The 23,494-nt window shown below is 59.4% G+C and carries 23 protein-coding genes; 12 read left to right on the forward strand and 11 right to left on the reverse strand.

What is annotated here, in order from left to right; translation table 11 throughout:
• Positions 1-29: 29 nt before the first annotated feature.
• A complete protein-coding gene (locus CQ015_RS12185) occupies positions 30-3,308 on the reverse strand; it encodes a bifunctional RecB family nuclease/DEAD/DEAH box helicase (protein ID WP_258141576.1) in 3,279 nt (1,092 codons plus the stop codon).
• Positions 3,309-3,317: 9 nt separating this feature from the next.
• Between CQ015_RS12185 and CQ015_RS19390 the strand changes: the two genes are divergently transcribed.
• A complete protein-coding gene (locus tag CQ015_RS19390; protein ID WP_258141577.1) occupies positions 3,318-3,569 on the forward strand; it encodes a hypothetical protein in 252 nt (83 codons plus the stop codon).
• On the opposite strand, the gene CQ015_RS12190 is transcribed toward CQ015_RS19390, so the two are convergent.
• Positions 3,566-3,880, reverse strand: a complete 315-nt coding sequence (locus CQ015_RS12190) for a hypothetical protein (protein ID WP_096289120.1) — start codon at positions 3,878-3,880, stop codon at positions 3,566-3,568. The two genes, CQ015_RS19390 and CQ015_RS12190, sit on opposite strands and share 4 nt — an antisense overlap.
• Before the next feature lie 124 nt (positions 3,881-4,004).
• On the opposite strand from CQ015_RS12190, the gene CQ015_RS12195 reads away from it, so the two are divergent.
• Positions 4,005-4,763, forward strand: coding sequence for a M50 family metallopeptidase (locus CQ015_RS12195; protein WP_176484312.1), 759 nt, complete (start codon positions 4,005-4,007; stop codon positions 4,761-4,763).
• On the opposite strand, the gene CQ015_RS12200 is transcribed toward CQ015_RS12195, so the two are convergent.
• A complete protein-coding gene (locus CQ015_RS12200) occupies positions 4,731-5,909 on the reverse strand; it encodes a YihY/virulence factor BrkB family protein (protein WP_105554182.1) in 1,179 nt (392 codons plus the stop codon). The two genes, CQ015_RS12195 and CQ015_RS12200, sit on opposite strands and share 33 nt — an antisense overlap.
• A 144-nt stretch (positions 5,910-6,053) precedes the next feature.
• Here CQ015_RS12200 and CQ015_RS18770 point away from each other — a divergent pair, with 144 nt between their 5' ends.
• Both CQ015_RS18770 and CQ015_RS12205 read left to right on the forward strand, forming a co-directional pair.
• Complete coding sequence (locus CQ015_RS18770) at positions 6,054-6,269, forward strand: hypothetical protein (protein ID WP_146112493.1); 216 nt, start codon at positions 6,054-6,056, stop codon at positions 6,267-6,269.
• A 210-nt stretch (positions 6,270-6,479) separates the two neighbouring features.
• Entirely contained in the window at positions 6,480-7,211 is a 732-nt protein-coding gene (locus CQ015_RS12205) for a transglycosylase family protein (protein ID WP_096289114.1), read from the forward strand.
• A 324-nt stretch (positions 7,212-7,535) separates the two neighbouring features.
• On the opposite strand, the gene CQ015_RS19395 is transcribed toward CQ015_RS12205, so the two are convergent.
• Complete coding sequence (locus CQ015_RS19395; RefSeq protein WP_258134019.1) at positions 7,536-7,751, reverse strand: hypothetical protein; 216 nt, start codon at positions 7,749-7,751, stop codon at positions 7,536-7,538.
• A gap of 45 nt (positions 7,752-7,796) precedes the next feature.
• Between CQ015_RS19395 and CQ015_RS12210 the strand changes: the two genes are divergently transcribed.
• Positions 7,797-8,741, forward strand: a complete 945-nt coding sequence (locus CQ015_RS12210) for a CoA transferase (RefSeq protein ID WP_258138383.1) — start codon at positions 7,797-7,799, stop codon at positions 8,739-8,741.
• Between the two features lie 10 nt (positions 8,742-8,751).
• Here the strand turns inward: CQ015_RS12210 and CQ015_RS12215 are convergent, their stop codons facing one another.
• Positions 8,752-9,525: a PaaX family transcriptional regulator C-terminal domain-containing protein gene (locus CQ015_RS12215; RefSeq protein WP_096289110.1), complete on the reverse strand. Its 774-nt coding sequence runs from the start codon at positions 9,523-9,525 to the stop codon at positions 8,752-8,754.
• A gap of 58 nt (positions 9,526-9,583) precedes the next feature.
• Positions 9,584-10,453, reverse strand: coding sequence for a tryptophan 2,3-dioxygenase (gene kynA, locus CQ015_RS12220; RefSeq protein ID WP_105650238.1), 870 nt, complete (start codon positions 10,451-10,453; stop codon positions 9,584-9,586).
• 158 nt (positions 10,454-10,611) lie between these two features.
• Between kynA and CQ015_RS12225 the strand changes: the two genes are divergently transcribed.
• The 4 genes from CQ015_RS12225 to CQ015_RS12240 all read left to right on the forward strand — a co-directional run bounded on the left by CQ015_RS12225 (position 10,612) and on the right by CQ015_RS12240 (position 14,424).
• On the forward strand, positions 10,612-11,298 hold the full coding sequence (locus CQ015_RS12225) for a CE1759 family FMN reductase (RefSeq protein ID WP_096289108.1): 687 nt from the start codon (positions 10,612-10,614) through the stop codon (positions 11,296-11,298).
• A 154-nt stretch (positions 11,299-11,452) separates the two neighbouring features.
• Positions 11,453-12,238, forward strand: coding sequence for a 2-oxo-hept-4-ene-1,7-dioate hydratase (hpaH, locus tag CQ015_RS12230; RefSeq protein ID WP_096289106.1), 786 nt, complete (start codon positions 11,453-11,455; stop codon positions 12,236-12,238).
• Positions 12,223-13,032 carry an aldolase/citrate lyase family protein gene (locus CQ015_RS12235; RefSeq protein WP_105554180.1) on the forward strand — a complete coding sequence of 270 codons (810 nt, stop codon included), beginning with the start codon at positions 12,223-12,225 and terminating at the stop codon, positions 13,030-13,032. The genes hpaH and CQ015_RS12235 overlap by 16 nt, the downstream gene beginning before the upstream one ends.
• Positions 13,033-13,092: 60 nt before the next feature.
• On the forward strand, positions 13,093-14,424 hold the full coding sequence (locus tag CQ015_RS12240; RefSeq protein WP_258134021.1) for a DUF6350 family protein: 1,332 nt from the start codon (positions 13,093-13,095) through the stop codon (positions 14,422-14,424).
• Between the two features lie 227 nt (positions 14,425-14,651).
• Here CQ015_RS12240 and CQ015_RS12245 read toward each other — a convergent pair whose 3' ends face one another.
• Both CQ015_RS12245 and CQ015_RS12250 read right to left on the reverse strand, forming a co-directional pair.
• Positions 14,652-15,287: a hypothetical protein gene (locus CQ015_RS12245; RefSeq protein ID WP_096289100.1), complete on the reverse strand. Its 636-nt coding sequence runs from the start codon at positions 15,285-15,287 to the stop codon at positions 14,652-14,654.
• 108 nt (positions 15,288-15,395) lie between these two features.
• A complete protein-coding gene (locus CQ015_RS12250) occupies positions 15,396-15,917 on the reverse strand; it encodes a DinB family protein (protein ID WP_096289098.1) in 522 nt (173 codons plus the stop codon).
• A 128-nt stretch (positions 15,918-16,045) separates the two neighbouring features.
• Between CQ015_RS12250 and purN the strand changes: the two genes are divergently transcribed.
• A complete protein-coding gene (purN, locus tag CQ015_RS12255; RefSeq protein ID WP_096289096.1) occupies positions 16,046-16,615 on the forward strand; it encodes a phosphoribosylglycinamide formyltransferase in 570 nt (189 codons plus the stop codon).
• A gap of 33 nt (positions 16,616-16,648) precedes the next feature.
• The gene (locus tag CQ015_RS12260) at positions 16,649-18,163 is read left to right on the forward strand and encodes an SDR family NAD(P)-dependent oxidoreductase (protein WP_181148536.1); all 1,515 of its coding nucleotides are present in this window, start codon (positions 16,649-16,651) and stop codon (positions 18,161-18,163) included.
• Between the two features lie 125 nt (positions 18,164-18,288).
• On the opposite strand, the gene CQ015_RS12265 is transcribed toward CQ015_RS12260, so the two are convergent.
• Both CQ015_RS12265 and CQ015_RS12270 read right to left on the reverse strand, forming a co-directional pair.
• A complete protein-coding gene (locus CQ015_RS12265) occupies positions 18,289-18,957 on the reverse strand; it encodes a zf-HC2 domain-containing protein (RefSeq protein WP_181148539.1) in 669 nt (222 codons plus the stop codon).
• Positions 18,954-19,457, reverse strand: a complete 504-nt coding sequence (locus tag CQ015_RS12270; protein WP_105650212.1) for a sigma-70 family RNA polymerase sigma factor — start codon at positions 19,455-19,457, stop codon at positions 18,954-18,956. Before CQ015_RS12270 ends, CQ015_RS12265 begins: the two co-directional genes overlap by 4 nt.
• A gap of 242 nt (positions 19,458-19,699) precedes the next feature.
• Here CQ015_RS12270 and CQ015_RS12275 point away from each other — a divergent pair, with 242 nt between their 5' ends.
• Positions 19,700-20,218: a hypothetical protein gene (locus tag CQ015_RS12275; protein ID WP_105570044.1), complete on the forward strand. Its 519-nt coding sequence runs from the start codon at positions 19,700-19,702 to the stop codon at positions 20,216-20,218.
• Positions 20,219-20,313: 95 nt separating this feature from the next.
• On the opposite strand, the gene CQ015_RS12280 is transcribed toward CQ015_RS12275, so the two are convergent.
• Complete coding sequence (locus CQ015_RS12280) at positions 20,314-23,334, reverse strand: glycoside hydrolase family 38 C-terminal domain-containing protein (RefSeq protein ID WP_105650213.1); 3,021 nt, start codon at positions 23,332-23,334, stop codon at positions 20,314-20,316.
• Positions 23,335-23,494: the final 160 nt, after the last annotated feature.

Raw genomic sequence — 23,494 nt, forward strand, 5'->3', positions numbered from 1 at the left:
GACGCGCCGAATCGATGGACGGCCAATGGTTAAAGCGCCATGAAAGCACCGAGTTGCGACAATGCGGCGGGATTCGATGGCAGGAAGTCGGTGAGTCGCTCGCTACGCACGATCACCGCTTTCCACTGGCCTCGGGAGATGGCCACGTTGATGCGATTTCGGTTCAACAGGAAATCGATACCTCGTGAAGCATCGTCGGCGCTTGAACAGGCCATTGTCACCAGTACCACTGGTGCTTCTTGACCCTGGAATTTGTCCACCGTGCCGACCTTCACCCCGGAAAGCTGTTCCCCGTCAAGGATCTCGCGCACCAGATTCACCTGGGCGTTGTAGGCGGCCACGACAAGAATGTCTGCTTCGGCCAGTACCCGCGGTTCCTTCCCGCCACCCGGATTCCACAGCATTCCCAGATGCTCGCGGACTAGCCCCGCAATGGTTGAGGCTTCTTCGGCACTGCTGGTCGTGTTCCCACGGTGCTGCACGATGCGGGTCTCAACGCCAGGGGCTGTTCCTCTCAGTTCGCGGAGCCCCGCGGCCTTCGCGGAGAACAACTTGTGGTCGTAGCTCAACGCCGAGACTTTTTCGCAAAGCTGCGGGTGCATGCGCCATGATGTTGCAAGGAAGTAGCCCAATTCCTCCGGTAGTACCGGGCGACCTTCGGATAGCCAGCCCAATGCTGATTCATCCACAGGCTGGGGATGAGAACCCTGGGTTACCTGCGGTAACTGTTGCGGATCTCCGAGCAGCAGAAGGTTACGTGCTGCCCGTGAAACGGCCAAGGTGTTAGCCAGCGAAAACTGTCCGGCTTCGTCGATGACCAATAAATCCAAACTCGCGGCCGGGATCCGTTTGCCGGTCATCGTCCACGCGGTGCCGCCAACTAGCGCACCGTCTGCAGAGCGGATCGCATCGTCAATCGCCGCGGCGCTGATACCAGTCCACGGCACCGGGTCCTTGTGCTTGACTTCCTTCGCAACCTGATCGGGGTGCACGCCTGCTTCGATGGCCTTGCGCAAAACGTTTTCAACTACCGCGTGAGATTGGGCGACGACTCCAATCTTCCAGCCGTCCTTAACCAATTCGTGAATCACATGCGAAGCGACAAAGGTCTTGCCGGTGCCCGGAGGGCCCTGAACAGCAAGATAAGAATGATCCAAGTCCTTCAGAGCTTCCACCAAGGCAGGATAAACTTGGGCGTTACCGTCCACTATTGCTGGGGCGGTCGGGGTAGCTAGAGTTTTCAACCGCGGTGGAATTCGACGCAGAATATCTATGCCAGGCTGTTGCGGTAGCTCCGGGACAATGGCACCTACCTCTTGGGCGATCTGTGCCAATGCTTCGTCAATGCTTTTGGTGGCTATTGGCTGGCCTGGGGTGAGCGCGACGGGGAAAGACCCGTATTCGGAGACTTTCCCACTGGTCTTTTCTGCGATGGCAATCCATCCTTCGCCAACCTCGACCACCGTGGCGTTGAAAGCTCCGCCGCGAAGCGCGTCGTCGCCTGCTTCCATGCCTTCGGGCAGGGGTGCGGCAAACATGGCAAAGACCCCGGTGCCCGGGCTGAGCAGTGATCCTTCGGCCAGAGTTCCGTAAAGCTTGGTGACTCTGGTCAACGTCCGGGCGCGTTCGGTTGCTTTATGCCAATCTTCAAGTAGCTCTGCGGAGTCCACCGTGAAGATGCCGCGTACCTCGGACCAATCGTCCATAGGTGCGGAGAGCCGGTCGAAATGCTCCCACCAGAACTGCTTTCTCTCGCGGCGATTGTAGCCAGTGGCCGCCGCGACCATGGCGATTGCCCGGTCATCGTCACTCAGTGCTTGGTTGTGCGGGAGCCCGGCCAAATATTCTTGGAGCCGTAGCTCTTCTTCGGTGGGCTCATATTCGTCGGGGACTTCGTCCAAAAGCTCTACATCAGGATGCCTTTGTGGCTGGAAGTCTACGAGCGACAAGAGCCAATCGCGCAAGCGAAGCGTCGACAGGCAATCGTATTCATTGTAGTCAGCGATTGATTCGAGAATCTGCGCTGCCTGCGCATCAGCACCGGAGGCCAGCGCAGATACATAGTGGGCATAGGCGACCACGGAAGCACCCGCATCGGTGACATCACCGGAGCGCAGATGCTCTTTCATATAAAGCGGTTCAAGCTTCTTGATTGAATACGAACGGGTGGACACCACCAACGAGTTTCGTACCGTTTCATAGAGATCAATGAGTAGATTGTCGCGGAGCCACTGGTCGACTTCGTCTTCTCCTGCAATATGAACCTGTGAGAGTTTACGTAGTGCACTTTTTTCATAGGCCGCGTAGTGGTAGATCTTCATGTTCGGGAAGCGCTGACGGCGCGCTTGCACGTACTCAATAAAGTCCAAGAAGGCTTGTCGTTCTTCGGCGCGGCTGTGTGCCCAAAAGGGGCGGAATACCGGTGCTCCAGTATCATTTTCAATGACCCCGAATAGGTATTCCAATCCCCACGAGTTATCGACGGGTTCCTGATATAGCGGGTCGCCTTCGAAGTCGAAGAATATGTCACCTTGGTCGGGGTTGGGCAGCGTCGATATCGTTTGCGACGACTTCACCCGGTAGGACACCCCCTGCTCGGTACCGTCCACCTGTCCCAAACCCAATTGCATTCTTGCCTGATCGACCGTGCGGGCCAGCGAGGTGCCTTCCTTGGCGTTCGTTGCGGCAAGCTGGTCGATAGTGAAGATTCCTTGTCGGCGAAGCTTCTCACGTTGCACCATCGACATATTGGCTACCAGCAGCACATCGCGTGTGGTGCTCACCTGCTCCGCGCAGAAATCACAACGGCCACAAATGCGTATCGTGTCCGAATCCCAGAGCACCGGGCCATTGGCTGCGGAGTGCTCACCGACCATCTTGATAAATCGTTCGCGCTGAGCGCGGAACACCGGGAGGATCTCGTCGATTCGGTGCACCGAGTGAGTACCGTCGCCAAGAACCAATGTTGTTTGTGGGTGTACGGCTATGTTTTCGGCTTGCAGTTGGTCTGCGTAGGCGGCAACTTGAAGCAATGCGGATACCCTGGCATGCCTTGCGAGTTTGGTGTCCCAAACAGCCCAGCTGCCGTCGGGCTGGCGAACCAAGAAATCGGCGAATCCGATAAAAGAGCCGTCAAAGAACGTAGCTTGGAAGATGACGTCCGCACCGCTGCGAAGCGTTTGGATGGTTTCGCGGTGCGCTGCCTGCAAGGACGCAGCATTGTGTTCGGGTCTTGTGAGGAGCTGTTTGACGCCGGTGCCGGACTGCGGGTCGTAGTCACCGTATTGCTCAATTAGTTCCGCAAGCACGTTTCGTTCGTGGACGTCTCCGAGCTCCGCGGTTCTTACAAGCATTTCGTCGGTAGCCGACTCGGTCTTTCCCCGGCGCCCGAGTTTTACATCCAGCAGGCACAACGATTGAAAATGACAGTCGACTGCGACCGCAAGGTCACTAGCCGAAAAGACGAACTGATCACCAAAGAAGAACACGGGGGCGGTGCCTTTCGCAGACTGGGTGGTTACCTAGTCAACGTAGCACTCTGCCCCGACCAATTGATGTCCGTTGCCTAGTCTTGCGAAGGCTTCGTCGCGCCGCCGACAACTAGCGAAAGAACACCCACCGCGGCGGTGACCGTGTTGACCGCTGGCCAAGCTCCGATTTTCTTTGACAATGGGTGCGATGCACCGAAAGCAGTGAGGTATGCGCCGACCAAGGCAATTGCCTTGGCTGTTCCGGCATCCTTTTTCCAGATGAAGAATGCCCCGGTACCGGCTGCTGCCAACACCACCGCGGCAAGTGGGCGCTTCTTGGTGATGCGACCCGTGGCGTATCCGCCAGTCAATCCGGTGACGGCAATGGCGGTAGAAGCTAAGCGAGACAAGGAAACCTCCAGAAAACGACAACAGTATGCTGCCGTTAATCGTATTGCTCTCACCTGTGACCATCCCCAGAAGTTGGTGCATGGTCGAAGTGGCAATTCGGGGAATGCGCTAGGGATTGAAAGAATGAGAGAAATCGACGATCGAAATGCATCTGGAGCGAACATGATTGTAGATCTCAATGGAGCTTGGGCTCGGCTATGGGAATCGCAACCTGTTGATCTCGTCTCCGGGCAATGGACAATCCTATTAGTCCTTGTCCTTGGGCTGGTACTTCCACGCCCGGTATGGCGAATTACCGGAATGTATTCCACTCTGGTCCATGAGCTAGGACATGTAATCAGTGCGCTGTTCACCGGGCGCTTCGTCACTGGGCTCCGCCTCGGCTGGGACCACTCCGGCGAAGTTGTCAGCCGTGGTCGGGGAAAGGTCTCGATCATTATTTCTGGGATCTTTGGCTATCCCGCGCCACTTCTAGTCTCGGCTGCATTATTGTGGGCCACTGCCGCCGGCTATGCCGGCAGAGCCTTGGGCATATACGCGTTGTTCTTTGTGCTTGCCTTAGTTTTCGTGCGTAACTGGCCAGCATTTGTCGTGTGCAGCGCGAGCGCTTTGGTCGCTCTCGGAGTCGTTTTCTTTGCACCGTCCAGTGCTTACATATATTTGGCCTTGCTCCTTGGCGGATTCCTGCTTTGCTCGGGAATCCGTGATTACCTCAAGGTCTTGGCAGTTCATACTTGGCGGCGCCGTGACATTGAGCAATCCGATGCTTACCTGATTGCCCGCGCCACCGGGACCTTTGCCACGCTTTGGCTGTTGGTCATCATGGCGTTGGGCGGAGCCGGCATATTCTTAGGAGTTCAGAGTCTTCTTCGGCTGTTTTAGCTTTTTAGTCGCACGGCTACGCGACACCAGCCAAGCCGTGGCAGCCGCAATGCCAACCGGCAGCCACTTTGTTTTGCGCTTGGTCCGTCCGGCCGGGTCAATTTCCATATCTTGTAATGGATCTCCGCCATGATTGATGCGAATCTCCTGGGCTCGGACTAAGTCCTTGTAAACCGCAAGTTGTTCGCGAGCCACCATGGTGTTGTCGCGCAAGGGAAGATGCACCTCAGCTGCTGAGGCAAGGCCGGTTCGTAGTTGGCGCAGACGGGTAAATTCAATGTCTACCAATGCCCCGATAATGAGTGCGATATTGCTGATCCAGCAGGCCAGAACGAGAACAATGACGCCGCCAATCGCTCCGTATGTGGCCGAGTAGCTTGCAAATTTTGCGAGGTAGACGGTGAATCCCACTGCGGAAAGGCCAAGAACTATCAGAGCCGTAAATGTTCCTGGGGAAAACCAATGGAACTTTACGCGTCTAACGTTCGGGGTGAAGTGGTACAACAAGGCAAGAACCAGCAGGATCATCACAAATAGGGCTGGCGGTTTGGCGATGTTCAGCAGCAGCACGAAGCTGTCGCCGAGTCCGAAAAGATTTCCCATGGCCCGTGCGATCGAACCGGACGTTACCAGCAGTGCCAAAGAAATCACGGCCACGACCATGATCAGCACGGTGATGGCAAACATTTGCGGGCGTCTCTTCCATTGTGGACGACCTTCGCGTACACCGAAAAGCCGGTTCATTTGCCGGCTGAATGCGGTCACGTATCCGGAGGTGCTCCACAGGGCACCGAGGGAACCAATCAAAATGGCCCAAAATGTGCCCTTGGCTGAGCTCGCGAGGCCGGTGAGTAGCTGCTCAGCGGTTTCGACTAGTTGCTGGGCGTCGCCGGTTTGCTGTCCGCTAGCAGCGAGGCTTTGGCGAATCAGATCCATAATCCATTGAGTGCTACTTTCGCTTGCTCCAACCAGCGAAAGCAAAGAGATCAGTGCCAGCAGTCCGGGGAACATCGCTAGAACCATATAGTAGGAAAGGGAAGCGGCTCCGTCTAGCCCGTCGATTCGGAAGAATTCTCGCATCGCCCGGGGATAGCAGCTCAAGGCCTCCCTGACTCGTTCCTTGGTCAGTCGGTCGCTAAATGCCATCGGGTTCCCTTATCTGCCGTTTTGCAGAAACACTACTTGTTATTCCGAGTCCCACACTACCTAAATACCGTGCGGTGAGGCGGCAGTTAGAAGTGGATCGAAGTTTCCCAATCAGCGGCTCGGGAGGCAAGGAGGTGGCGAACGGTGAGGAAACAAACTTTCTCGTTAGTGCACCATCGGGCAGTGAACCTAGGTGGAGGACACAGCGAGAAAACGGTGGAAGCTGTATCACAAAAGCACAAGCAAGATCCACTTAGAAAAGATAACAACTTCGGCGGTGGATTCGAAGAAATCGCCCAAAAAAGGGATCGTCGAAAAAATTTCTTTGGCCGTTTTGACCTGTATTTACAGGGTTTCTGAAAGAATCCTGAGTTGCGTAGGGTGCGGGGTCGTGCGCTATGGTCATTTATAACGTTTCGATAACACTCGCAGTGTTATGGGGAAACACCTACTGCCGGGACTTCCAAACCGCTCACCAGGGCAGTACTTCAAAAAAAGTCGAAATGCGACGCAGAGCGGTGCACAGGGATGGCCTAGGAAGGCCTGAGCGTGGAAGGGCACTGGAGAGTCATGATCCAGCAGAAGACCAAAAACATCATTCGTCGCGGTGGAGCCACCTTGGCCGCCGTAGCAGTAGCAAGCACCGCAGTCGTCGCCTCGACCGTGCCGGCTTCCGCGGCTAGCAGCTGGGACAAGCTTGCACAGTGTGAATCCGGTGGCAACTGGTCCATCAACACCGGCAACGGTTACTACGGTGGCTTGCAGTTCTCGCTTCAGACTTGGAAGGCATTCGGCGGCAGTGGCATGCCTAACCAGGCTTCGAAGGCCGAGCAGATTCGTATCGCCACCAAGGTCCAGGCCGGACAGGGTTGGGGTGCGTGGCCAGCTTGCTCGGCGAAGCTTGGGCTGAGCGGCACGCCATCGGGCAACTCGGCTCCGGAAGCTCCAAAGAAGCAGGCTCCAAAGCAGCAGGCAGCGCCAAAGCAGCAGGCAGCGCCTAAGCAGCAGACCACCAAGAAGGCTGCGCCTTCGCAGTCGTTGGAGCGCACCGGTAGCTCCAAGAAGGTCACGCAGCCAAGCGCTGGCAAGCACGTTGAAGCGGCACCTCAGGCACCAGTTTTCAACATCAAGGTTACCGACTCGGGCAAGGACTACACCGTAAAGTCCGGCGATACTCTTGCGAAGATTGCTGACAGCTTGGGCGTCAAGGACTGGCGTGGATTGTTCGTGCTGAACGACGATCAGTTGAATGACCCAGATCTGATCATGGTTGGTCAGACCCTGAACGTACCAGCGAACTAATTTCGCTTTTGGTCTTGAGCTCGTGCCATTACCCAGCTGGGTAATGGCACGAGCTCAAGGTGTTTAACCCTGCGTCTGCAGGGCAGGCACCGCGGTATCCGCAGCATTTGCCTGTGATTGAGCGCAATGGCACGCTAGCCACATGCCTAAAAGTCAGTTCACGCGGGGATGAGTACCTCCCAGCTCCGAGATGTGCCTTCACTCGATGCCGAATTTGCCCAGTGTGGGCTGCTTCCAGCTCTGCGTGCAAAGAACTGGAGTGGGCCCCGGCGGTGGTGGGGTGGGCCTTTGGACGTTGAGGGGCTAACGATTGCCTCCACCGAATTATGTGCCGCGGCGGTTAATCAGCTGACCGGCAGCCAAGATTTGTTCACCATCGATGCTCGCAGGGCTGCCGCCGCCTTTGCTTCCACGAAACACTTGCGCATCGCTGGGCAACGAAGAGATGCGTTCGATGCCTGTTCTGGGTTCTATCAAACGAGCGACGGCTGGATACGCACGCACGCGAATTATCCGCATCACCGTCGCGCCCTGCTCCAAGCCTTGAGGATTGACCGCCCCGAACGGCTCGCTGAGTCTCTTCTGATGGTTGAAGCCGGCGACGTCGTCGAACTGATCACCGCCTGCGGAGGGATCGCGGCAGAGGTTCGAACGCGCGCGCAATGGCAAGCTACGGCAATGGGGCAAGCGGCTGCCGCCGGACCTTGGGTCGAGTTCGCGATGAGCGAGGTGTCGCAGGGCCGATTGTGGAAATATTCTCAAGACTTAATCAAGCCGCTTCGAGGGCTACGCGTCCTGGACTTCACCCGGGTCATAGCGGGACCCACTTCCTCGCGTACCCTAGCGATGTTGGGTGCCGACGTCCTACGTGTCGATCCTCCGCAAATGCCCGAACTGCAGGGCCAGTACATAGAAACCGGATTCGGAAAGCGAAGCACGGAAATTGACCTGCGCGATCTGCGGCAGGCAAACACCGTGCATGAGCTGTTGAGCGAAGCAGACGTGGTTTTACTCGGGTACCGTCCCGGTGCTTTAGCGGCGCACGAATTGCGGACTCAGCAGCTACGCGAACGCTATCCGAATCTAATCATCGTCGAGTTGTGCGCATGGGGTGACACCGGCCCCTACGCAAAGCGTCGTGGCTTCGACAGCATCGTACAAGCCGCATGCGGTATCGCGGATATCTACCGGGACGCCGAGGGCAGACCGGGCGCATTGCCGGTGCAGGCGCTGGATCATGCAACCGGATACGGGATGGCTGCGGCCGTGGTGTCCTTGGCGGCTGCGCGAAGAACCCAGGGAATGACCGGCCACGCGAGATTCTCGCTGGTTCGCACGGCTACGGCACTGCTGGAGCAGCCCTTGCCAACTGCGGACATTGAACCGCTGGGTCAACCCGCAGTGCGCAAGATCAACAGTACGTTCGGAGAACTGACCTATGCCCCGCCAGCTCTATCGTGTGGAGGCCTGGCACTTGATTATGCAGGGCCGCCGGCTCCCTACGGCACAGATGAGCCCGTCTGGCGCTAATCGAAGGATTTCAGCCCGCCAAGCGCAGCAGGTGCTCGGCATGTGCCGCAGCCCGGTCTTTGAAGGCGGCCGAAATTTCCACGAACCGCTCCCGGCTTGCTTGGCCAGGCCAGTTATCGGGGAGCATCTGTTCGGGGAGACCCGGATCAAGGTACGGGATGGCTCGCCACGCATCAATGAGCACGACATAGCCGAGATAGGCATCTTCAGCGTCTATCGACGTCGCGTCGAGTCCCGCCGTGGCAGCAAGAAAAGAGCGGTGGAGTTTGGCCAATTTGTCCAAGTCCCACCACTGTGCGGAGGCTTCACGGGCCGATCCCGGGTGGTCGAATGTCTCCGAAATGAAAAGCGTGGCGTAGTTCCTCGCGTCCAAGGCTCCCAGGACTTCCAAGACCTCGGATTGCAAATATTCGGGGAAGATCCACAGGCCAGCCGAGACGAGGCCTCCACCTAACTGGACGAAATGTTTGCGCAGCTGATGCCGGGTGGCGCGCAGGGCTTCCGGCAAGGAAAAAGCGACAAGGACCCAACGATCGGAATGTTCCATGCAACGCGGAGTGAAAATACGCCTATTGCCGCGGGCAAACATCGCCATAGCGGGCGTGGTCACCGAAAGTGCCGCAGGCCCCGCGGTTTCCAATACACCGCGGTCGATGAGCCGCGAAACAGCGGTCTGTGCTGCGGGAGTCGACACCCCTGCCGCTCGAGCCATCTCAATGATTCGGGGACGTGGAACCGGCGTTGTCTCATGGCGCAGGTAGAGGCCGGCAATGGTGCGTACCACCGACGCCGCGCTACCGGTCCTAGACTCGAAATCATCAAGGGCGAATGCGGCAAGGGGGCTAGTCGGAGCCAATTTCTGTACGCACCGCAAAGAGCTCGGGGAAGAAGGTCAGGTCCAGTGCGCGTTTCAGGAAGCTGACGCCTGATGAGCCGCCGGTCCCGGATTTGAAGCCGATGGTTCGTTGCACCACGCGCAAGTGGCGGAAGCGCCAAGCTTGGAAATTGTCTTCCAGATCCACTAGGTCTTCACAGGCCTGGTAGAGATTCCACACGGTATCTTCGGACTCGTAGATTTCCTTGAAGATTGGCACTAGCGACGCTTGGAATTCCCAGGGCTTGGTGACATCGCGTTCGAGGATTTCTGAGGAGATCTGGTAGCCCTTGCGCGAAAGCGCAGCGAGGAAGGCGTCGTAAAGTGTTGGTTCGTGCAGTAGCTCGGTGAGCGTTTCGTGTGCCTTCGGGTCTGATTCGTGCACCTTGAGCATGCCTTCGTGCTTGTTGCCGAGGATAAACTCCACCGCACGGTATTGGAATGACTGAAAACCCGAGGATGAGCCGAGGAAACCACGGAACTGCGCGTATTCGCGTGGTGTGAGCGTTGCGAGAACAGACCACTGCTCGGTGAGGGTTTTCTGGATATGTTTCACACGAGCGAGGCATTTCAGGGCCTTGCCGAGGTCGTCCGAGTCGATCAGCCGGCGAGCTTCGAGCAGTTCATGCAGCATCAGCTTCAGCCAGAGTTCGCTGGTCTGGTGCTGAATAATGAACAGCATTTCGTCGTGATGCTCTGGGACGCTGACCGGGTGCTGGGCCGAAAGGACGCGTTCCAAATCCAGGTAGCTTCCGTACGACATGGCATTTCGGAAATCGGTGCGAACGCCGGACTCGATGTCGCGCTGATTCTTGGACTCTGCATGGTCATTGCTCATAAAGATCATCGTATCAATATCTTTGCGACCGTCACAATAATGAAAACAAGTTCCCAAGATGAGCTGCAGGGGCATTCGCGCCGGGGCGGGAATAGAATCAACCGCCCGCCCGTTATTACATGCATACGCATATAAAATTTGGATTCAGGATGGGAATAATGAGCAAATCAATCGTGGTCATCTCCGGCGGACTGGGCAACCCTTCGAGCACCTCGCTGCTCGGGCGCCAGATCGGTGAAAGCGTCGCAGCGGAACTGGCCGGTGCAGGAGTCCAAGCCGACGTACTCAACGTAGAATTGCGTGAATTTGCGCAGGACATCGTGAATAACATGCTTACCGGGTTCGCTCCACCTGCGCTGCAGGAAGTCGTGGATGCGGTTGTGAATTCCGACGTACTGGTGGCTGTCACTCCGGTCTTTTCGGCCTCGATTTCGGGACTGTTCAAATCCTTTATCGACATCCTGGATCCGAGGTCGCTGGACGGAAAGCCGGTAGTTTTGGCTGCAACTGCCGGCTCGCAGCGCCATCAACTTGCCGTGGACTACGCCATGCGACCGATCTTCTCCTACCTGCGTACGCAGATCATGCCTACTACCGTTTTTGCCGCTTCGGAAGATTTTGGCGGCGAGGGCCTTGCCGGGACCCTGGCCGAACGCACCCGGCGGGTGGCTCGCGAGGTCATTGTGGCCCTTGCCGCGGATGGAGGAAACCTCCAAGCCGATACCGATCTGGCGGATACGCGCTCGATTGCTCCATCGGTCAGCGACACGGCAAACCCCAACGACCCGCTAACCACACTTCCGTTCGAAGCCCTACTGGCGAACATCCAGGGGAGCAAAAGCTGATCCACGATCTAGCCGTTGCCTCCGGACGTTGCGGGCGGCGGATGTTAGTACGATGTGCCAGAAGCCTTGAAGCTCGATAGCATATTTACTTGTGAGCTATGTCATCCACAAAGCCCATGTAGATTTAATTCGAATGCGAAAGGTGTAGCCGTCGATGCTATCCGAGGAAATTATCACGGCGATTGCCGATGAACTTGTCGAGGCAGGCGCTACCCGTACGCCCGTGCCGCTCCTGACCGCACGCTACCCGGAAATGACCGTCGAGGACTCCTACCGGGTGCAAAACCTGTGGCGCCAGCGCAGCGAAGCCAACGGCCGTGTCTTGGCAGGCAGGAAGATCGGCTTGACCTCGCGCGCCATGCAGATGGCGACCGGAATCACCGAACCTGACTACGGCATCATTTTCGAAGATATGGTGCTGGACACCGGGTGCACCTTCAACTGGGATCAATACACGTTCCCACGAGTGGAGATGGAACTCGCTTTTAAACTGAAGAAAGATATCGAAGGCCCAAACGCGAATATTTTTGACGTGCTGGAGGCCACCGAATATGTGATTCCGGCCCTGGAGATCCTAGACTCCCGCATTGAGATGAAGGGCCGCAGCATCGTCGACACCATTAGCGACAACGCCGCGATGGGTGCCATGGTCATCGGTGGCACACCGATGAAGCCGGATGCCATCGACCTGCGTTGGGTCTCGGGCATCCTGTTCAAGAACCAGACCATCGAAGAGACCGGGGTCGCAGCGGGCGTGCTAAACCACCCGGCCGCTGGAGTGTACTGGTTGGCGAATAAAATCGCTCCGCACGGGGACAAGCTCAACGCCGGGGAGATCATCCTGGCCGGCTCATTCACCCGTCCCATGCCGGTGGACAAGGGCGACACGGTCTTTGCGGACTACGGACCGATGGGAACCGTGACATGTCATTTCGAGTAGAACCCGACCCGTCGCTCAAGGACGCGCTGCGCGAGGCAGACCATGCGCTCACCGGCATCTGGGTCTGCTCCGCCTCGGCGCTCAACGCAGAGATCTGCGCGGGCGCAGGCTTTGACTGGCTATTCATCGATGCCGAGCATTCACCCAATGACCTGCAGAACATCTTGGCGCAGCTCCAAGCGGTGCGCGGCTATTCCACCATCCCGGTAGTGCGCCCGCCGGTCAACGACCCGGTCGTTATCAAGCAGTTCTTGGATCTGGGCGTGCAGTCGCTGATCATTCCGATGGTCAACGATGCCCAGCAAGCGGCTAGCGCGGTCGCCGCATGCAACTATCCGCCGCTTGGCGTGCGCGGTGTCGGCTCGGCGCTGGCGCGATCGGCGCGCTGGAACCGAATTCCCGACTACCTTAATCGTGCAGGCGATACGATCACCGTGATGGTGCAGATCGAGTCGGCTGAGGCGGTGTCAAACGTCGCCCAGATCGTTGGCACCGAAGGTGTCGATGGGATCTTTATCGGCCCCTCGGATCTGGCAGCATCAATGGGCGTGATCGGTCAGCAAGGCCACCCGGATGTGGTCTCCGGCGTGCTGCAGTCCATCGAGGCGGCAAAAGCCGCCGGCAAATATGCCGGAGTGAATGCCTTCGATCAGGCAACTGCGCGAAAGTACATCGAAGCCGGCGCCGATTATGTGGGTGTCGGTGCCGACGTTGCCTTGCTTGCCCGGGCCACGGAGGCATTGGCCGCGAGCTTTAAGGACGATGGACAGGCAGCTGCTCCGGCAAGTTACTAGCTTCCGGTCCGATGACCTGATGGGTTGCCGTTGCGCGTCGCTTCTCGGTGGGCGGCGGCAATGGTGGCACCATTGAAGATGATGAGCCGCGAAAAGAAACCCATGAAAGCCGTGATGCTGCGCTTGCGCAACGGATGGCCAATGCCCCTTGCCCTGCAGGGTGTGTTCGAGATTGTGCAATCTGTCGTGTTCTGCATGGCGCTGCTGATCGTGCCCCTGGTTGCGGTGTATTTCAGCGGTGGGTTCCTCGAAGAATCCTTTGAAACGATCCTGCAATTTGGCGGCCTGCTGTGGCTATTGATTCACGGGGTTCCGCTAGAAGTCATGAACCTCGGACCGGAGGCAGATCCCAGCTCGGCCTCCGGGTGGTTGACACTTTTGCCCTTGGGCTTGAGCTTGCTGCCATTCATTTTCTGCTGGCGCGCAGGGCGGCGAATCGCGAGGGCCTCATACACCGACCAGTTGTGGCAAGGCCTTGCAGGGGCATTCATTACCTATGGTGCCATCGGCACCGGCATGGCCTTCCTGGCGAGTAACGCATACGCGAGGGCAGACGTCGTGCCGGCGACCTTTATCCCGCTGATCATCGCCTTCATCGGACTGATCTTTGGCGCACGCCGGGAAGCCGGTACCTGGGGCAGGCTCATCGGCGTCGACGTTGCGGCACATATATCGCGTGTCTCGCCACATCGGCGTTGGGCCGGATCCTATGTATGGCACGTCATCGTGGCCGGTTTCATCGGATATATGGCCGCCGTAGCTATTTCCGGCATCTTGATGAGTGTGACCGTGGGATTGCACTGGGCCGATGTAGCAAATATTTACCAGGAGCTGCGTCCGGGCCCCATCGGTTCCTTTGCGCTGACCCTGCTGCAGCTGGGGCTGATCCCGAATGCGGTATTTTGGGTGCTGTCTTGGATTAGCGGTGGCGGTTTTAGCATCGGCGCCGGAAGCACGCTTTCAACGTTGGAAACCACCGTGGGTCCGCTGCCGTCCATGCCGCTCTTCGCGGCATTGCCCTCGGGCGAAGCGGGAAATCAATGGCTATTTCTCTTGCTCCCGGTAGTTGCCGGAATCGTTGCTGGCTGGTACTTCCTTCGTGTGGGAGAAAACCATCTGGAAGATTGGTTTGCCCGCCGCATCCCTTTTACAATTCTCTCCCTTGGCCTGTCCACCATGTGCCTTTCAATCTTCACCGGAATAGTCGCCGGTCTCGTGAGCTTGAGCGGTTCATGGTTATCTTCGGGTTCCTTGGCCGTTGGCCGGCTGACCGAGTTGGGCCCGCATATGTGGATCACCGCCGGCGCGTTGGCGCTGCAAATTGGTTTGGGTACCGCGATCGGCTATCTGGTTGCTCCCTTGTTCGAAACTGATCCCGTACTAGAAGGATAGAAAACCCCGGCAACCTCAGGTTCGCATTCAATTCAGCGAAGGGCAACCGGCCTCCGAGTTGGTTGGGCCTTGTAGCCAGCGGGGCGAGAGGCGCAGAAAAGCATGCGATCTTTTTGCACAGCGCTGCGGTGGTGGCGCACCCGCGTATGGACCGAATCAACTGTCGAGCACTTTGGCGTTTCAGCGTAGATCATTGCATCTGAGATTCCAAGGTGTTCGTTTTTGCTTTAATCCAATGGCCGTATCGTCAGCGAATCACCATTCGGGCGGGGAAGCTGGAAATCGCCCAGTTCCTGAGAAGTCTCTGAAGTCATGACAAGCAAGACGGCCGAATCATTGCTGAGGATTTCCACCGCAGGACGAAGGTCGGTGTGATTATTGGGTACTAGCTTGTTGATCGTCTCGGTGGCGGTTTGCTCTGAAATATCCGGTGGCAACAGGAATGTCACCACGTCGAAACTCGACTCGCCGCCGGTTACCGCTAGCAGGATACCGTTCTCGGCCACATGCTCGACCGGTGGACAGGTTGAGGCGGCGACTTCGGGTTCCATGCCTTGCTCTTTTGGTGCGGCCACGGTGATCAAGCAGAGCTCGCCGTTGACGCCTTCGGCCACAAAATGGTCGCCATAACTCGACTGCGCCAACATCCTCAGCGCTTCGGCGGTGTAGGCCTCGGAAGTCTCGAAACCCTCCGGTAGCCGGTCTGCGTCTCCAGCTTCTTCGCTCAACACCGGCATTAGTTCGGTTGCGTCCGGAACCGGGGCGGTAGTTTCTTCGGACGCGGTATCGGCACTGCAGGCCGAAAGCATGAACAGCCCGAGGAGAGCCAAGACCAATACCTTGCCGGCGTGATGATTCTTCATACTCTTGCGGTCCTTGAACTGTGAGGATTTGGCGTGCTTATCAAGCAGTCTAATCAAGGAGATCCGCGGGGCAAAAAACGGTTGAAATAAATAACTCCTAGTAGTCCGCTAGGCTTTCAAATCCCAAATGTGGTGCAGTACATCGTGCCAAGCGTACTGGTTCAAAGTAGCTACGGTGAAGGCTGCGCCATTGGAGCGCAGCCCCTTGCGGCCATAGTCGGAGCTGTCGATGCGGGCCAGCTTGTTGCTATAGAGCGAGGCTGCGGCTCGCAACCGTGCTGCTGCCTCGTCGACTTCGAGCTGGTTGTAGTTGCCCTTTTCGGCGGCCTGGTCCTGGTCCCAGCTGGGGAAGGTCGGATCATCCTGAGTGGTCATAAGCTCCAAACGGCGAGTCATCGTCACCAGCATCTCGGCTACATGAAGCACATATTCTTGATCGCTCCAACGCGTCGGGCTGGTGCGCTCTTGCGCCTGCGGGCGGCGCAATGCGAGCAGGTAGCGGTCGACGAGCTGGGGGAGCTGTTCGATAACATCGGCTGGAGACACGTTCCTCACGTCGTGATGGCATTCGGTGCAGACGGATTCTAGGACGAAGGTCCAATTCTTGTCATCCGGAATGATCTCGGTCATGGCATGCTCCTTTTCTGGTTGCGCTTCTGCCCAGTCTAGGCTGTGCAGCGCAGCTATTGTGAGCGCCGTTACTTCACCTGCCGGCGGCGGCGATAACCGCACGCCAAAGGAACCGTAGAATAGCCTGTATGCGCATTGTTGTACTTGTTTCCGGAACCGGTTCGAACCTTCAATCGGTCATTGACGCCGTGGCAACTGGCGAATTGCCTCATGTAGAGATCGCCGCAGTCGGTGCGGACAAGCACGGCACCTACGGCGTTGAGCGTTCGGCGGCCGCCGGCATCGAAACCTTCGTGGTCAATTTCAAGGACTACGCCGACCGCGGGCAGTGGAATCATGAGCTCACCGAAAAGTGCCTGTCCTACCGGCCCGACTACGTGGTTTCCTCCGGATTCATGCGCATTGTCGGCGAGGAATTCATCGATGCTTTCGACGGCACGTACATCAACACTCACCCGGCCTTGCTGCCTTCCTTCCCGGGAGCCCACGGCGTGCGGGACGCCTTGGCCTATGGGGTCAAGGTCACCGGCTGCACGGTGCACATCGCCGACGCCGGGGTAGACACCGGCCCGATCCTACGTCAAGAAGCCGTGGCAGTGCGCGACGAGGATACCGAAGACACCTTGCACGAACGCATCAAGCTGGTCGAACGCCGCTTGCTGATCGATACCTTGGCGGATCTGGCAACGGGCAAGTAGCCAGCAACGGCACAAAGTAGACTGGATGGCGACATGACTGAACATCCACACCCGGCAGAGCCCACCGGCGACGACGCCCACTTTACCGAAGCCGAACTCGAAACCGCCCTGAAGGTCTTGGGCATGGTGCACCGGCTTCCCAGCGAGGATGAGCGGCATATCGCCGTCCGCCGTGCCACCAGCAACATGTTCAAGGCCGCCAAACGCCACCGCAAATCCCAGAAGCGCGCCGAAATCACCGCGGCAGACCGGGCGGTCATCGAACGCACCGCCACCGGCTCGCCACATCGCTTGGATGACGAAACCCTGGGTCTGGATCTGAGTTCCTCCGCCGCGGAGCAAAGCGCAGGTGAATACCTGCGCCCGCGCGGCTGCTACATCTGCAAGCAGCGCTACACCACGGTCGATGCCTTCCACCATTACCTCTGCCCCGCCTGTGCCGCGCAGGGCCGCGAACGCCGGGACGCCCGCGCAGACCTCAGCGGAAGACGCGCACTGCTCACCGGTGGCCGGGCAAAAATCGGGATGCATATCGCGCTGCGCCTGCTGCGCGACGGCGCCCACACCACCATCACCACGCGTTTCCCACGCGACGCGGTCCGGCGTTTCGCCGCGATCGAAGACTCGGCAGACTGGATGCACCGGCTGCGCATCGTCGGAATCGACCTGCGTGACCCCGCTCAGGTGATCTCGCTGGCCGACCGCGTCGCCGCCGAAGGTCCGCTTGACATCCTGATCAATAACGCGGCCCAGACGGTGCGGCGCACCACCAATTCCTACCAGCACCTGATCGAAGCCGAGCATCAGCAACTTCCGGCTGAGCTAGAATTCGTGCGCGGCGGACCGGAACTGTGGGGCGAGGCCAATCCGCCGGCAGAACACCCCAAGGCGCTGGCCAGCGCGTTCCGGCTCGAAGATTCAGCCCTGCTGGCACCGGCAGCCCACGCGCAATACGATGCGCAGGCGCTCGCCGAACTAGCGATGACCGCGGGTTCGGCCACCCTCGAAAAAATTGCCACCGGCACCGCGATCGACGCCGGCGGGCTGGTGCCCGACGTGGTCACCGAAAACTCCTGGACGCAGATCCTGGGGGACGTCGACGCGCTGGAAATGCTCGAGGTGCAGCTGTGCAACGTCACCGCGCCGTTCCTGCTGGCCTCGCGGCTGCGCCCGGCGTTGGCCGCGAGCGACGCGCACCGCAAGTACATCGTGAACGTCTCGGCCATGGAGGGCCAGTTCTCCCGCCGCTACAAGGGCGCCGGGCACCCGCACACCAATATGGCCAAGGCCTCGCTGAACATGCTCACGCGCACCAGCGCCGAGGAAATGCTGGTCACCGACCGGATCCTGATGTCCGCGGTGGACACCGGATGGATCACCGACGAGCGCCCGCATGACTCCAAGGTCCGCATGGTCGCCGAGGGCTGGCACGCGCCGCTGGACCTGATCGACGGGGCGGCCCGGGTCTACCAGCCGATCGTCGACGGGGAACGCGGCATCGACCTCTACGGCTGCTTCCTCAAGGACTACGAGCCCTCCCCCTGGTAGGCCACCGGCCACATCCCGGGCTGAGCGAGGCTCGTACCGGGAGCGGCTAGATTCTTGCCCGCCACGCTGGCCGGGCGCCAACCGGATGGCAGGATCACGGGCTGCCGGCGGTGGACCGCCAGCAGCTAGCTTGACTGCGGCGCGGGATGCGCAGGCAATTGCAGCTCGGCGAGAACTTTCGAATCGACGTCGCGCAACTGAATCGAGGAAATTTCGTCCAGCTGCACGGGGACGGCACCGGTCATCTGGGTCTTGCCCGTTTTCGTGGCGCTCCAAGCGCCAGCCTGGTCCACCGCGCCGGTGGAATCGACCACCCAGAGCGACAGCGTGCCCTGAGTGGGAAGTCCGCTACCTTCGAATCGGAGTTCGGTGCCCCAGGCCTTTGCATTCAGCCCCAGACCGACCTGTTGCCCGGTGAGGCCAACAACCTCATAGGTGGCATCCGGCGCCGGGGCTGGGCGCACTACCGGGGCCAGGAAGACCCCGGCGGCCACCGAAGCTGCGACCGCGACCGCGAGCGCCGACCGTTGAATCAGGCGCCGCGAGCGCCGCCGGGCACGCAAGGAGTCCAGCAAATCAACCTCGGCCCTCAGCTCTGGTTCTGTGGGGCGCGGCTCCAGCAAGGTCCGCGCAGTGCCCGCGTCCACCGAACCTAAACGCCCGGCCACGGGAGCGAAGACAGCCAATTCCTGCCGGCATTCCAAGCATCCGGACAGGTGCAGTTCGAAGGCAGCCTGCTCATCAGGGCTCAGCCCGCCGAGCACATGCGCTCCAAGATCAATGTGCTCGTTCACTGCCCAACCCCAATCTCCTCCAAGATCCCGCGCAGGGAACGCATCGCGTAGTAGGCCCGCGATTTCACCGTACCCTCCGGGATGCCAAGATCCCGTGCTGCCTGCGCCACCGTGGAACCGAAATAATGCAGATGCAAAACTACCTTGCGGTGTTCGAAGCTCAAGCGCATGAGCGCTTCCTCCATCAGTATCCGGTCCAAGGCCTCGGATATTTCTCGCGAGGTGTCGCCGGCCTCCGGATCGGTTTCGCCCAAGGGCAGGGCCGAAATTCGGGCAGCCGCCCGGCGGTGCCGATCGATAATCACATTGCGCGCCGTCGCAAACAGATAACTGCGTAGCGAGCCGGTCAATACCGGCGCAGCCTTCCAAACTTTTAGCACGGTCTCCTGCACCACATCTTCGGCCTCGTCCCGATTGTCCGCGACACGCAAGGCAAAGCGCCGCAGCGCCTCTCCATGCTCGCGGTAGATGTCGGAGACTACCTGTGCGTCTAATGGCACCTTCGCTCCAGTCGGTCGTCGTGAGGGCAAAGCTTCACCCACTAAGACGCGCCGGTACGGAAAATGGTTCATTCACATTCCAAGTATGCGCAGAAAAAATTGCAAAAACATGAACCAGAACACATTTCTCTGCGTCTTAGACATTGAGGGCAGTCTGCGGGCAACTCTGCTCAATGGCCTCGCGTGGATTCGGTCTTGGCCGGGGCCAGACCGCTCAGCCCGTCCGATGAAAGGAATGCATCATGAATACGATCAGCCGCAGGAAATTTGCTGCTCCCGCCGCGGTGTTATTTGGCGCGGCCTTGCTGCTTGCCGGTTGCGGTGGCGGCGCGGGCAGCGGCGACGACAGCGGTGGCGGCATGTACGGCGGGCCGAAGAGCACCTCCGAAGCGCCGATGGACACCGCCGCGGGCGTTGACTTGGGCGTTGCTTCCACGAGTTTGGGTGATGTCGTGGTGGACGCGAACGGCATGACCCTGTACTACTTCACCAACGACACGGCCGGCACCACGACCAGCGCCTGCACCGGCGAGTGCCTGGCCAATTGGCCAATCGCCACAACCACCAGCGACACCCCGACCCTGGAAGGAGTCACCGGCGAAGTTGGAACTATCACCAGCCCCGAGGGCGAAATGCATCTGACGCTCAACGGAATGCCGCTGTACACCTTCATCAATGACAGCAAAGCGGGTGATGTTGCCGGCCAAGGGGTTAACGAAGTCTGGTACGCGGTCGCACCCGACGGGACGATGATCCAGTAGCGGCGCCGGATACTGCGGTCGCCTCACGGAGCGGCAAGGGGCGCCTGGTCCATACGAGTCAGCGCGTGGACCAGACGCCCCTTGCCTGTCGCCGGCTAGCTGGCCAAGCCGAAGCGAACCGTGCGCACCTCGAAGGCACCCAAGGCCAGGCGCACCTCAGCGTCTGCCACCTCGGTGCCGTTCTCGGGGAGCGCATCTTCCAGCAGGCTCACGGTACTCGCCGCCGCGATTTTTGCGTTGATTTTCAAGCTGCCGCGCGCCCGCCGTCCCAGCGACTCGTAGACCCGAACCACCAGGTCGCCGGAGCGATCGGAGGCAAGCTTCACGCTGGAAACCACCAGGCCTTCGCCGTCGAGGGTGACCAGCGGAGCCACCGGCGTGGCACCCTGGATGACCCGCGCGGCGCTGTTCAGCAAGGCTCCTGCCTCGGTCGCCGAGGCGATATCCGCGCCGATGACCAAACCGTAGCGGTGGGTCTGGCGCCCCTGGTCGGTTTCCGGGTCCGGGAATCGCGGAGCGCGCAAGAGCGACAAGCGCAAGGTGGTGGAGATGCCGGCCTCGGTGGAGTCGCGGGTGACATCGAAGCCATAGATGGAATCGTTGATCAGTGCCGCACCGAAGCCGGGCTCCTGCGCGAGCACGAAGCGGTGCATGGAGGTTTCAAACTTCGCAGCCTCCCAACTGGTGTTCACATGGGTGACTCGTTGGTGGTAGCCGAACTGCGTCTCGGCGATCGTATGCTCCGCACGAATATCCAGCGGGAAGGAGACCTTGAGGAACTTCTCCGCCTCATGCCACTCGGTGCTCTGCTTGATCTGCAGGGTCCGTGAGCCAGGCGCCAGAACGAGCTGTTGTTCGATCTTGGAATTCGAGAAGCTGCGCAGAATTGTCAGCTTCACGCTTCCATCCGCTTCGCGGGAAAGCTCCATCGAGTCCACCGCGCGCAAGTCGGTGACCTGATTGCGGTAGTACTTGTCCACGTCCCAGGCATCCCACATATTCGGGAAGTCCTGATGCAGCTGCAGCAGGTTCGCCACCTGCCCCGGAGCGATGGCATCCCGGCCGGTAGCCACATCGATTGCGGAGCTCACCAGACCCTCGGCGGTGACGAAAATCCGCACCAGAGCGTTCTCCAGCAGGTATCCGCCCTCATGCTCGGCGACCTGCACCGCCTCGTGTTCGGCTGCGCAAATTTCGCCGGCGGCCCCGAAGGGTATGCCCGCACGGGCAAAGGCTGCGCCGTTGAAGGTCAGCGATGTCGTGCCGGTTCCGGCGAGCGTTTGCTGCGCTGCACCAATGAGCGCTTCTGCTTCCTCGATGACCTGCGCGTACCGGGCCACCACCTCGCGGTGCACCCAGGCGATCGAGGTGCCCGGGAGGATGTCGTGGAACTGGTGCAGCAATACCGTCTGCCAGAGCGCGTCGATCCGCTCGTAGGGGTATTCGGCGCCGGCATAGATGGTGGCGGTGGCCGCCCATAGTTCGGCTTCGACCAGCAGCTGCTCGGTGCGCCGGTTCCCCTGTTTGGTCTGGTGCTGGCTGGTGAGCGTGGCACGGTGAAGCTCAAGATAGAGTTCGCCCACCCAAACCGGAGGGCTTGGCAACTCTTGCTGGGCGCGGTCAAAGAAGTCGTTGGGATGTTCCCACTTCACCGTGGCGCTGCCTTCAAGGTTTGCCAGGCGGCGCGCCTTGCCGGTCATCTCGCGCGTGGTTCCGCCGCCACCGTCGCCCCAGCCCACCGGGGCGATCGAATTGTTGGTCAGCCGTGACTCGCGGAATTGTCGGGAAGCCTTGGCGACTTCCTCGCCGGAAAGCTGCGAGTTATAGGTATCCATGGAGGGGAAGTGGCTGAATATTCGCGATCCGTCGATTCCCTCCCACAAGAACGAGTGGTGTGGGAATTTATTCTGCTGGTTCCAGGAGATCTTTTGGGTGAAGAACCATTCAAAGCCTGCCCGGCGCATCAGCTGCGGCAGCGCGGGGGAGTAGCCGAAGGAATCCGGAAGCCACACTCCGGCCGAGGTGATCCCGAATTCGTCGCGGAAGAACTTCTGTCCATAGAGGAATTGACGGACCAAAGACTCCCCGGAAGGCATCACCGTGTCCGATTCGACCCACATGCCGCCTAGCGGGAGGAAACGGCCGTCGGCCACCGCCTTTTTCACGCGGTCCCACACTTCGGGACGGTGTTCCTTCAGCCAGGCGTATTGTTGTGCGCTGGACATTCCGTAGAGGAACTCATCATCGTAATCCAGCAGTTCCACCATGGAGGAGCAGGTGCGTGAGACCTTACGGATGGTTTCGCGCAGTGGCCACAACCAGGCGGAGTCGATATGCGAGTGGCCGATCGCCGAAATCTGATGGGCGCTGTGTTCCGCCGGGGCGGCGAGCACCTGGGAGAGCCGGTCACGTGCAGCCTGCGCGGTGTCAACGATGCGCTGCAGGTCCAGCACGTCCATTGAGTTATCCAGCGCCTGCAGAATCTGCATGCGTCGTGGACCTTCGGGCAGCTCGGCTTGCAGATCCAGCAGCACTTCAAGGTCGAGGACCAGATCATGGACGACCGGTTCGAAGACCGCTAAATCCATGCGGCGAGTGGTGTAGAGCTTGCGCGGGGACGAGGTAAGGATATCTCCCTGCTCGGTGGGCAAGAACGGGTGATAATCAAGGAGCACCGGATTGGAAGCTGCCTCCAAAAAGAGCTCGAGTTGTTCACCGCCCTCGGCTGACTCGCTGACCGGAACCCATTGATTGCGCGGGTTCAGCGCCTTGATGGTGATCCCGTCGGGACGGTAAATCAGCCCTTCGCACTGGAACCCGGTCATGTTGGCATCGAAACCCAGGTCAATGACCGCCTCCACGCGGCGTCCGGCCCAACTTTCCGGGACCTGCCCGCGAAGCCTGAACCAGGTGGTACCCCAAGCGGCTCCCCACGCGGCGCCGACCTGCGTCGGCGTGTAGTCAAGGGCAATACCTTCCACGGCGGGGATCGGTTCACCTGGCAGCTCATGCCACGACACCTCGAACGGGACCGAATCCGAATACACCGAGGGACGGATTCGTTCATTGAGGACGCGTTTGACGCGTCCGGTGGTCAGCGAGATGTCATCATGCATGAATGCCTTTCTCGGAACAACGGTTCCTTGAGAACAGTAAGCTTGCATTTAGACTATCCAATAAGCGGAATGGTTGAGCTCTCCACCGCGCTCTCACGTGGACGGTTCTGCAAAATCGCGTTCTGTGCAGGTGGTGTGGCTGCTTCCTCGGCCATTGGGC

Origin of the sequence: Arthrobacter sp. MYb221, assembly GCF_002979835.1 — a bacterium.
In the GTDB taxonomy this organism is placed as follows: domain Bacteria; phylum Actinomycetota; class Actinomycetes; order Actinomycetales; family Micrococcaceae; genus Glutamicibacter.